Raw genomic sequence first — 10,838 nt, forward strand, 5'->3', positions numbered from 1 at the left:
AGCTTCCACGGACGGCGAACACCGGCCCCCAAGCCCCGGGTTTTTGTACAGCTAATGCCCCCAAGACGCCGCTTTCGGGGCATTAGCTGTACAAAAACTCCATCACTTCAGGAACAGCTGGCGCAGCCTTCCGGTGGTCAGCATGATTCCCAGCGCGATCATCACCACGTAATAGCCCACGTGGATTGCCGTGGCAGGGCTGAAGGAGCCCACGCTGATCTGCCGCAGCAACTCCACTCCGTGCCACAGGGGCATGGCCTGGATGAACCACTGGATGACTTGGGGATAGACGCTGAGCGGATAGAACGTAGCGCTGAACAGGAACATGGGCAGCAGGAAGAAGTTGATCCAGTCCATCTGTTGGAAGGTCTTCATGAAGCTGGTGATGCCCATCCCGAAGCTCGCGAAACCGAATGCGATCAGCACCGAGGCCGGGATAACCAGGATGGCCCACCAACTGGTGAGTAGACCCATAACACCCATGACGGCGGTGAATCCGGTGGCGTAGAGCAAACCCCGAAGGAGGGCCAGGAAGATCTCCCCGATCGCCACATCAAGCGGGCCCAAGGAGGTGTAGAGCATCCCTTGGTACAGCTTGGCGAAGTTCATCTTGAAGAAAACGTTCCACGTAGAGTCGTAAATGGCCCCGTTCATCGCCGAGACCGCCAGGAGCGCCGGCGCAATGTAGGCGGCGTAACTGATCTCCTCACCACCAGGACCTTGGACAGTGCCCACGATGGAGCCCATGCCCACCCCCATGGCCAGCAGGAACAGCACCGGCTCAAAGAACCCGGAGACCATGACCAGCCAGGTGCTGGACTTGGCCGCCATGAGCCCGCGGCCCACCACGGCTTTTGCGTTGCGGGAGTAGAGCGAACCGAACTTACGCTCACGGGCCAGGTCCGTGGCGCTGTGGCCGTCCGTCAGGACACTCATGAGCCCATCCTTTTCACGAATTGGCGGCGCACCAGCACCCACCCCACGGTGGCTGTGGCCAGCAGGAACACCACATGGGTGATGGTCAGTAACGGATTCTGGTCCATTCCGTAGGTGAAGACCCGGCCCAACTCGGTTCCGTGCCACACCGGCGAAATCCAGCCGATCCAACGAACAGCCATAGGCAGCGAATCGAGCGGGAAGAACGTCCCGGAGAACAGGAACAGTGGCATGACGATGAACCGCTGCACCAACGCGAACTGCCCTTTGTCCTGCTTGATGCTTGCGGCGTAGGCCATCAGCGGCAAACCGAAGGACAGTGCCGCTACCGTTGCCACGACGGCCGATACCCATCCCCACGGGCTCGGCGAAGCGCCAAACATGGCCACCACCGCGAAGTAGACCACCGATTGCAGGAGGAACCTCAGGGAACTGGCCATGATGTGTCCACTGGCGATCTGCTGCGGAATCAATGGCGAGGCGTGCGGACCGTAGAACACCCGGCGCCACTTGAAACCGTCCATGATGGGGTACGAGAACTCCCCCGATGCCGTCATCACCGCTGCGGAGACCAACAGGGCCGGGGCCACAAACTCCAGGTAGCTCACGCCGCCGAATGCTGCCTCGCTGTTGGCATCCACCAGGCTGGCCAGCCCCACCCCCATGGCGAACAAGTACGCCACCGGCTGCCCTACGCTGTACAGGATCACGGACCAGCCGTAGTTGCGCATGACGCGAAGCACCTGCTCCGCGTAGAAGAAGGAACCCCAGCGTCGCGCCCGGGCAGCCGACACCTCAGGTGAGTGGGCCCGCAACGGTGGCACCGCCGTCGTAAGTGGTTTGTCAGTCAACGAGGCTCCTGCCGGTCAGCCGCAGGAACACGTCCTCCAGCGAGGATCGGCGCACCAGCGAGGTCATCGGGTGCAGCCCGCGGGCAGTGACCTGCTCCAGCGCGGCCTCGCCATCGTGTGCATAGATGAGCACGCGGTCCGGCAGCGTCTCCAGCCGCTCACCGATGCCTTGAAGCTCGACGCCGATGCTCGCGTTCCGCTCGGACCCGAACCTGAGCTCAAGTACTTCGCGCGAAGAGTGCTCGCGGATGAGGGTCGCCGGGGACCCCTCGGCCATGATCCGGCCCTTGTCCACCACGATCAGGCGGTCGCACAGCTGTTCGGCTTCATCCATGTAGTGCGTGGTGAGGATCAGGGTTACGCCGCTTTCCTTGAGCCGGAACAGCCGGTCCCAGAGGATGTGGCGCGCCTGCGGATCAAGGCCGGTAGTGGGCTCATCCAGGAGCAGGATGCGGGGCTCATTGATCAGCGACCGCGCGATGGTGAGCCTGCGCTTCATGCCGCCGGAAAGTGCGTCCACCTTGGAATTGGCCTTGTCCGTCAGCTGCGCGAATTCCAGCAGTTCATCGGCTTTCGGCTTCAGATAGCTCATGGGCAGGCCGAAGTAGCGCCCATAGACGATCAGGTTCTCGCGGACTTTCAGCTCTTCGTCAAGGTTGTCCTGCTGCGGAACCACCCCCAGATGCGCCCTCACCTCAGGGCCGTGCGACTCGGGATCCAAGCCCATGATGGTCAGCGAGCCGGAGGTTCGCTGGGAGACGCCACCGATCATTTTCATGGTGGTGGATTTGCCCGCACCATTGGGGCCCAGCAGCCCAAAGGACTCCCCCGCCGGTACGTCGAAGGAGATGTTGTCCACGGCGGTGAGGTCACCATAGGCCTTGGTGAGGTTCCGCGCGCTGATGACGGAGGGTCGGTTCATGTCGAGGCTGGACTGCAACGATTCTGACGGTGTTGGTGACGGTTTTGATGACGGTGTAGCAGAGCGGGTTGCTTCATTGTGCACCCTCAGCAGACTAGTAGTGCCCACTGACATGTGAAAGGGCTCTTGCAGATATTCCTGCAAGAGCCCCCTCGAAAGACGCGTCCGGAACTAGGCGATGCCGGCCTGGCGCTCAGCGCTCTCCACGACGTTCGCGAGCAGCATGGCACGGGTCATCGGACCCACGCCGCCCGGGTTCGGGGACAGCCAGGCGGCGACGTCGGCAGCTGCCGGGTCCACATCTCCGGTCACAACAGCCTTGCCGTTGCCGTCGTCCACGCGGCTGACGCCGACGTCGAGCACTATGGCGCCCGGCTTGAGGTCCTCTGCCTTGATCATGTGCGGCACGCCGGCAGCGGCGATCACGACGTCGGCCTGCTTGAGTTCGGCGGGAAGGTCCACCGTTCCGGTGTGGGCAAGAATGACCGTGGCGTTGACTTCCTTGCGGGTCAGCAGCAGGCCGATGGGGCGGCCGATGGTGACGCCGCGGCCGACCACCAGGACGCGCTTGCCCTTGAGTTCAATGTTGTGGCGGCGGAGCAACTCCACACAGCCCTTGGGCGTGCAGGGCAACGGGGACGTCATCTCGCCGTTGACGTTGGCCACCAGGCGGCCAAGGTTCATGGGGTGCAGGCCATCGGCGTCCTTGTCAGGATCCATGGCTTCGAGGATGACGTCCTGGTCAATGTGCTTGGGCAGTGGCAGCTGGACGATGTAGCCGGTGCATTCCGGGTTGTCGTTGAGCTCGCGGACAACCTCCAGGAGGTCTTCCTGGCTGATGTCCTCGGGGAGGTCGCGGCGGATGGACTGGATGCCAACCTCTGCGCAGTCCTTGTGCTTGCCGCCGACGTACCAGGTGCTGCCGGGGTCCGAGCCCACCAGGATGGTGCCCAGGCCCGGGACGATTCCCTTGGCGGCGAGGACGGAAACGCGAGTGGTCAGTTCTGCCTTGATAGCTGCGGCGGTGGCCTTGCCGTCAAGGATCTGTGCGGTGGACTGTGTCATTCCATCTGCTCTTTCTGGTGGGTGACCTGCGTGGAAAAGCCTCATAGGAGGCCCATGCCAACGGGACCCGCCGCCGTAGGTGTGGCGGCGGATCCCGTCGGCTCCGGTTCAATGCCCGGGTGGTGCTTGTCTATCCGCGGAAAATGCGGATTACCACTGCTCGTGCTGCGGGTACAGCGGGAAGTCAGCGGCCAGCTTGTCAACGCGGGCCTGGAGGGCTTCCACGTCCGTAGCCGAACCGGCCTTCAGCGCGGCGGCGATGATCTCGGCAACCTCGGTGAACTCGGCAGCACCGAATCCGCGGGTAGCCAGGGCAGGGGTGCCAATGCGGAGGCCGGAGGTGACCATCGGCGGGCGGGGGTCGAAGGGAACAGAGTTGCGGTTCACGGTGATGCCCACCGAATGCAGGAGGTCCTCGGCCTGCTGGCCGTCCAGCTGGGAGTTGCGGAGGTCAACCAGCACCAGGTGAACGTCGGTGCCGCCGGTGAGGACCGAGACGCCGGCTTCGGCGACGTCGGACTGGTTCAGGCGGTCGGCGATGATCTTGGCACCCTCGAGCACACGCTCCTGGCGTTCCTTGAACTCCTCGCCGCCGGCGATCTTGAAGGCAACGGCCTTCGCGGCGATCACATGCATGAGCGGACCGCCCTGCTGGCCCGGGAAGACGCTGGAGTTCAGCTTCTTGGCCCACTCCTGCTTGCCAAGGATCACACCGGAACGGGGGCCGGCCAGGGTCTTGTGGACCGTGGAGGTGACGACGTCGGAGTACGGCACCGGGCTGGGGTGCAGTCCTGCTGCAACCAGGCCGGCGAAGTGCGCCATGTCCGTCCAGAGGAGTGCGCCAACCTCGTCGGCGATGGAGCGGAAAGCAGCGAAATCGAGGTGGCGCGGGTAGGCAGACCAACCGGCGATAATGACCTGCGGCTTCTCGGCGATGGCCTGCTCGCGCAGCTTGTCCATGTCGATGCGGAAGTTCTCTTCTTCAACCTGGTAAGCAGCTACGTTGTAGAGCTTGCCGGAGAAGTTCAGCTTCATGCCGTGGGTCAGGTGCCCACCGTGTGCCAGGGACAGGCCAAGGATCTTGTCGCCGGGGGTGATCATGGCCGAGAGTGCTGCAGCGTTTGCCTGGGCACCGGAGTGCGGCTGGACGTTGGCGTACTCGGCGCCGAACAGTTCCTTGACGCGGTCGATGGCGAGCTGCTCAGCGACGTCGACGTACTCACAACCGCCGTAGTAGCGGCGGCCCGGGTAACCCTCGGCGTACTTGTTGGTCAGGACGGAGCCCTGGGCTTCCATGACGGCGCGGGGGGCGAAGTTTTCGGAGGCGATCATTTCCAGGGTGCCGCGCTGGCGGCCGAGTTCCTGGTTGAGGACAGCTGCGATCTCAGGATCGAGATCGGCGAGCGACTGGTTGCTGACAGACGCGGAAGTGGTTGTGGTAGTCACGGAGATCTCCTGGCTAGGCAACGGGTGGTGCTACAGGTCAGGCTACCGGCAGCAGCATTCCCGCGTCCCCTTGGTTACAGCCCTTGATGCGGCAGGGATCGGTCACGTGCGTGCAGCGGTAAGACATGACCCTCGGCCCAGGCGTACGATCCGTGGTCTTCATGATTGCCGCTCCCTGGTGGTAGTCCACCCAACGCCAGTTGCGACCCGTTAACAGTACAACAACGCAGCACAGGTAGGCTTGATCGTGTGACTGACTCCACCGCTTTCGTTGTAACGCTCTCCTGCCCTGACCGTCCCGGCATTGTCCACGCGGTAGCCGGAGCACTTCTCGAGGCCGGCTGCAATATTGCCGACTCCCAGCAGTACGGAAGCCCCAGCACCGGCAACTTCTTCATGCGCGTCGAGGCATCGACGTCGTCCTCGCAAGAGGATCTCGCCGCTGCCCTGCGGCCGGTGGCCGAATCCTTCGGCATGACGTGGCAGATCAACCCCGTGGGTGAAAAGGTCCGCACCATCATCCTGTGCTCCAAGGACGCGCACTGCCTCAATGACCTGTTGTTCCAGCAGCGGAGCGGCACTTTGCCCATCGAAGTCCCGGCTATCGTGTCCAACCACCGCGATCTTGAGCCACTGGCGGAGTTTTACGGCATCCCGTTCCATCACATCCCGGTGACCGCCGAGACCAAGCCACAGGCTGAGGCGGCGTTGCTGAAGCTGATCGCCGAACACGATGCGGAACTCACCGTCCTGGCCCGCTACATGCAGGTCCTTTCCAACGATCTGTGCACGGAGTTGAACGGCAAGGCCATCAACATCCACCACTCCTTCCTCCCTTCTTTCAAGGGCGCCAAGCCGTACCACCAAGCCCACGCCCGCGGTGTGAAAATCATCGGTGCCACTGCCCACTACGTGACGGCAGACCTCGACGAGGGCCCGATCATCGAGCAGGAAGTCATCCGCGTTGACCACGCGCGCACCGCTGCCCAGTTCGTCCAGATGGGCCGCGACGTCGAAGGCCGCACGTTGGCCCAGGCGGTCCAGTGGCACGCCGAACACCGGGTGCTCCTTGATGGCACCCGGACCGTGGTGTTCAACTAACACCGCTCCTATGCTGGGGGTATGCGGGGCATCCCTCACGCCGAGCACGAGGCTGATTTGGCGGCCTACTACGACCGTCAAGCGCCTGTCCGGAACACCCGCGCGCTCACGCCACACCGGGTGGAGTGCCGGGAATGGTTCGTTAGCCTTCTGAAATCCGAGCACCGTCACTCGTTGTTCGAATTGGGGTGCGGCACGGGCGTTGAGGGCTTGGAGTTTGTCCGCGCCGGATTGCACTACACCGGGGTGGACTTGTCCTCTGAAAGCGTCCATCTGGCGCGCTCGGCCGGATTGGAAGCCACAGTTGCCAGCGGCCGCAGCCTGCCCTTCCCGGATGCTGCCTTCTCAGCGGCATGGACCATGAGCACCCTGCTCCACGTCCCCAACCGAGGAATTCACGACGTCGTCAGCGAACTTGTGCGGGTCACCGCACCTGGTGCGCCAATCGCCGTCGGGCTCTGGTCAGGTGAGGATGATGAGGTCCTGAACCCGGAAGACCTTGAGGAACCGCGACGTTTCTTCAGTCGCCGGAGCGATGACACCGTGCTCAGGATTTTCTGTGAGCATGGCTCGGTTGAGCATTTCCGGACGTGGCCTGAGGGTGTGGGCGTGGAGTCAGGGCCGGGAGCGGGAAACTGGGTACAGCACTACCAATTCCTGGTCCTCCGCACCCCTGGCCCCCAACTGGGTAACAGCAAACGTCCCACTGACGGCCCATAGCGACGTTTGCTGTTACCCAGTTGGGAAATAAGCTGGGCAGCATGGCTCCCTCTTACACCTTCGCCGGGGACACCCCGGCCATCCATGAATCCGCCTTCGTGGCACCCACGGCTTCCATTATCGGCAAAGCGACGTTGGCCGAGGACTCCAGTGCTTTTTATGGCGTCTCCGTCCGTGCCGATACGGCCGCAATCAGTGTGGGCGCAGGCTCCAACCTCCAGGACAACGTAGTCCTCCACGCAGATCCCGGCTTCCCCTGCACGGTAGGCGAGCGCGTCTCCGTGGGGCACAGCGCTGTAGTCCACGGCTGCACTGTGGAGGACGACTGCCTGATCGGCATGAGCGCCACCATCCTCAACGGCGCAGTGATCGGCACCGGCTCGCTCATTGCCGCCGGCGCCGTGGTGTTGGAAGGCACCGTCATTCCCCCACGCTCCTTGGTGGCCGGGGTACCGGCGAAGGTCCGCCGGGAACTCACTGACGAAGAGTTCGAGGGTGTGAAGCACAACGCCGCCCATTACAAGGAGCTCGCGGCAGCGCACCGGGAAATGCACGCCTAACGCCGAATGCGAGGCCCGCTCTGCGCCCTAACCCGGGGGTTTGGGATGCAGAGTGGGCCTCGCAACGTAAAGGACTAGTCCAGGGAAATCGGGCCGAGCTCGTCCAGGAGGTCGCCCGGTCCCGGGTTTGAGGCAACGGAGGAACCACCCAGGTGGTTCACCACTCCCCACACGGCGTTGAGGCCTGTGGTCACAGCGCCCTCGGCCCAGCCCGCGGTGAACGAAACGTCGTCTCCGGCGAGGAAGATGCCGCGCTGGTGCTCCGGCAGCTGGTCCTGCTTGAAGTGCGTGAACAGGCGCTGCTGGTAGCGGTAGTGCCCGGGCAGGTTGGCTTTGAAGGCCCCCATGAAGTTGGGGTCGGCTTCCCAGGACACGGTGATCGGCTGTCCGATGATGTGGCTGGCGATGTCTACGCCCGGGTAGATCTGTTCCAGGGAGTGCAGCATGAGCTTCACTCGCTCGTCCGCCGTCAGCGCAAGCCACTTCAGGGCGTCGTCGTTCCAGGTGTAGGACAGGAGCATCACCGCGGGCTTGTCCGGACCGTCGTCGAGCAAGTACGTGGCCCGGTTGAGGCGGTCGGTGAGCGTCATGGACAGGACTTCGCGTCCGGTTTCGGGATCGATGTCCTTCCAGAACGGCCGGTCTACCATGACGAACGTCTTGGAAGACTGCATGTAGTGCGAGCGCTCGATCGCCGTCCACAGTTCTGCCGGGAACAGCGCTTCCTCAGTGTGGATACGGGTGGACAGCAGCCAGGACTGGCAGGTGGTCACCACGGCCTGGTAGGTGGCTTCGCGCCCCCAGTTTTCGCGGACCAGGAGGTCGCCGTTCTCAGCGCGGCGGATGTTGTCCACGGCTCCGCGTGGCGAGCCGCTGTGCAGTGATGAAAGCGAGGTGCCTTCCGGCCAGTACTTAAGGCCCGACGGCGCGTGGTTCCACAGTGCCTCGGGGAGCCTTTGCGCTCCTCCCGCAATGGAGCGGTGCTGGTCATCGGCATCCGTGTAGACCACGCGGAGGATTTCCAGGATGGAGTTGGGGAAGTCCGTATCCCAGCCGCCCGTGCCGAAGCCCACTTGGCCGAATGCCTCGCGGTGCGCGAAGCCTGCCTCCTTGAAGGACTTGCTGGCGGCGATGAAGCCGTAAAAAGTTTGCTCGTCCAGCTCCGGGAGGAGTGCGTTCCAGAGTTCCTTGATCCGCTTGGTGTCGCGGGCCTTGATGGCTTCCTGCATCTGGGCGAAGGCAGCACCATCGTTGACGGCCGCTTTCCAGGCATCGGCTACTTCGAGGAAGAACTCCGGAAGTTCATCCGCCGTGGTGGCGTAGTGCTTCTTGCCGGCGAGTTCGATCACCGTGGAGGACGTGGCCGGCGCCATGGGGTTGGGGAACTCGTTGGTATCCAGGCCCAGCAGATCCACGTAGTGGTAGAACGCCTTGCCGGAGACCGGGAATCGCATGCCACCAAGATCTGCCACCACGCCGGGCGCCGAGGGGAAGCTGGCAGTACGGAGACGTCCGCCGATTTGGTCGGCCTCGTAGATGACTGGTTTGAGGCCAAGCTTCATCAACTCGTAGGCGGTGACCAGGCCGGAGAGACCGGCGCCGATGATGGCCACTTCGGTCCCGTACAGCTCTTCCGGGACTGAGCCGAGCCCATCGGGGTGGGCCAGGTAATGGTCGTAGCTGAACGGGAAGTCCGGGTTCAGCATGGTGATGGGGGCTCCGGCTCCGGCCGGCGCTCCGGGTTCGTCGACCAGGGGGAGTTCGGTGGCGATGGTCATGATTTTGCTGCTTTCACAGATTCCGGGCTCACTGCCCTGGTGGTTAGTTCACGGTAGTCCTGCTCGCTGAGTGCGGCTACCTTTGAGTTCCGGCGTCCGTAGCCGAAGTAGATGGCGACGCCCACCAGCATCCAGATACCGAAGGTGATCCAAGTATCGGCGCCGAGGTTGAGCATCAGGTAGGCACACATCAGGGTGCCCAGGATTGGTGTGATGGGGTACAGCGGGACCCGGAAGCTGCGTTCCAGGTCGGGGCGGTTGCGTCGCAGGTAGATGACCGCCACATTGACCAGGGCGAAGGCAAAGAGTGTGCCGATGCTGGTGGCGTCCGCCAGTGCACCGAGCGGAACCAAGCCTGCGGTGAGGGCGACGGCGGTCCCGATGATCAGCGTTCCGGCCACCGGTGTGCCGGTGCGGCGGGATACGCGGCCAAAGACTTTGGGCACCATGCCATCGCGGGACATGGAGAGCATGATGCGGGTCTGGCCGTAGAGAACTGTCAGCACGATGCTTGCGATGGCCAGCACAGCACCGATGGAGAAGACCAAGGCAATCCACGGCTGGCCCGTGATCTCGTGCAGGATCTGTACCAGTGCAGCTTCCGTGCCGTCGAACCAACCCCACGGGCGGGCGCCGATGGCTGCAACTGCAACCAGGACGTAGATGGTGGTGACGATGACCATGGAGAGCATGATGGCCCGGGGAAGGTCGCGCTTGGGGTTCCTGGCTTCCTCGCCTGCTGTAGAGGCTGCGTCGAAACCGATGTAAGAGAAGAAGACGCTGGATGCGGCGGCAGAAACACCAGCGGCACCCATCGGCAGCAGCGGCTCGAAGTTGCCGGCGTTGAAGGCGGTGAAGGCCACAGCGCAGAAGAAGATCAGGATGCCCACCTTGACGATGACAATCGCAGTGTTGATCCATGCACTCTCGCGGGCTACGCGGACCAAGAGGATCATGGCCAGGACCACGATCACCATGGCCGGCACGTTCACCAGGCCGCCATCCCCCGGCGGCTGGCTCATCGCGTCCGGCAGGAACTGGCCAAACGCGGCGAGTGTCTCGTTCACATACTGGCCGGCGCCCACGGCAACGGCCGCCACTGAGACGGCGTACTCCAGCACCAGGCACCAGCCGCAAATCCATGCCATACCCTCGCCCATGGTGGCGTAAGAGTACGAGTAACTGGAGCCGGCTACCGGAACCAGCCCGGCCATTTCGGCGTACGACACTGCGGAGAGCAGCGCGGCGAGGCCGGCAATGACGAAGGAGATCCAGATAGCCGGACCAGCCAACGGCACGGATTCGCCGAGGATCACCAAGATGCCGGTGCCGAGCGTGGCTCCGACGCTGATCATGGTGAGTTGGAAGACGCCAAAGCTGCGGACCAACTGGTTTCCGCCCTCGCCCTTCCCGGCCTCGCTGACCATCTGGCCGATGGGCTTGCGGCGCAGGAGTTGCG

At 63.5% G+C, this 10,838-nt stretch carries 10 protein-coding genes and 1 riboswitch; of the genes, 3 read left to right on the top strand and 7 right to left on the bottom strand.

The features are described from left to right. Nucleotides 1-102: 102 nt before the first annotated feature. From M1D51_RS15810 to glyA, 5 genes are all read right to left on the bottom strand, one after another. Nucleotides 103-936 (bottom strand): ABC transporter permease, encoded by an 834-nt coding sequence (locus M1D51_RS15810; RefSeq protein WP_458107153.1) that lies wholly within the window; start codon nt 934-936, stop codon nt 103-105. After that, nucleotides 933-1,787 (bottom strand): ABC transporter permease, encoded by an 855-nt coding sequence (locus M1D51_RS15815; RefSeq protein ID WP_172325268.1) that lies wholly within the window; start codon nt 1,785-1,787, stop codon nt 933-935. The genes M1D51_RS15810 and M1D51_RS15815 overlap by 4 nt, the downstream gene beginning before the upstream one ends. Beyond that, nucleotides 1,780-2,709 carry an ABC transporter ATP-binding protein gene (locus tag M1D51_RS15820; RefSeq protein ID WP_458107154.1) on the bottom strand — a complete coding sequence of 310 codons (930 nt, stop codon included), beginning with the start codon at nt 2,707-2,709 and terminating at the stop codon, nt 1,780-1,782. Before M1D51_RS15820 ends, M1D51_RS15815 begins: the two co-directional genes overlap by 8 nt. Before the next feature lie 171 nt (nt 2,710-2,880). After that, nucleotides 2,881-3,774: a bifunctional methylenetetrahydrofolate dehydrogenase/methenyltetrahydrofolate cyclohydrolase gene (locus M1D51_RS15825; RefSeq protein ID WP_458107155.1), complete on the bottom strand. Its 894-nt coding sequence runs from the start codon at nt 3,772-3,774 to the stop codon at nt 2,881-2,883. A 150-nt stretch (nt 3,775-3,924) separates the two neighbouring features. Beyond that, a complete protein-coding gene (glyA, locus tag M1D51_RS15830) occupies nt 3,925-5,220 on the bottom strand; it encodes a serine hydroxymethyltransferase (RefSeq protein WP_172325265.1) in 1,296 nt (431 codons plus the stop codon). Between the two features lie 128 nt (nt 5,221-5,348). Then, nucleotides 5,349-5,434, bottom strand: a riboswitch (ZMP/ZTP riboswitch). Between the two features lie 35 nt (nt 5,435-5,469). Here glyA and purU point away from each other — a divergent pair. From purU to M1D51_RS15845, 3 genes are read left to right on the top strand one after another with little or no spacing between them, the layout of a single operon-like run. Continuing rightward, a complete protein-coding gene (purU, locus tag M1D51_RS15835; RefSeq protein WP_458107156.1) occupies nt 5,470-6,321 on the top strand; it encodes a formyltetrahydrofolate deformylase in 852 nt (283 codons plus the stop codon). Nucleotides 6,322-6,342: 21 nt separating this feature from the next. Next, nucleotides 6,343-7,041 (top strand): class I SAM-dependent methyltransferase, encoded by a 699-nt coding sequence (locus tag M1D51_RS15840; protein WP_458107157.1) that lies wholly within the window; start codon nt 6,343-6,345, stop codon nt 7,039-7,041. A gap of 41 nt (nt 7,042-7,082) precedes the next feature. Beyond that, entirely contained in the window at nt 7,083-7,601 is a 519-nt protein-coding gene (locus M1D51_RS15845; RefSeq protein WP_458107158.1) for a gamma carbonic anhydrase family protein, read from the top strand. Between the two features lie 74 nt (nt 7,602-7,675). On the opposite strand, the gene M1D51_RS15850 is transcribed toward M1D51_RS15845, so the two are convergent. Both M1D51_RS15850 and M1D51_RS15855 read right to left on the bottom strand, forming a co-directional pair. Beyond that, nucleotides 7,676-9,379: a flavin monoamine oxidase family protein gene (locus M1D51_RS15850; RefSeq protein WP_172325720.1), complete on the bottom strand. Its 1,704-nt coding sequence runs from the start codon at nt 9,377-9,379 to the stop codon at nt 7,676-7,678. Further along, complete coding sequence (locus M1D51_RS15855; protein ID WP_458109599.1) at nt 9,376-10,806, bottom strand: amino acid permease; 1,431 nt, start codon at nt 10,804-10,806, stop codon at nt 9,376-9,378. The genes M1D51_RS15850 and M1D51_RS15855 overlap by 4 nt, the downstream gene beginning before the upstream one ends. Between the last annotated feature and the right edge of the window lie 32 nt (nt 10,807-10,838).

It is taken from the genome of Arthrobacter sp. R3-55, assembly GCF_054161505.1.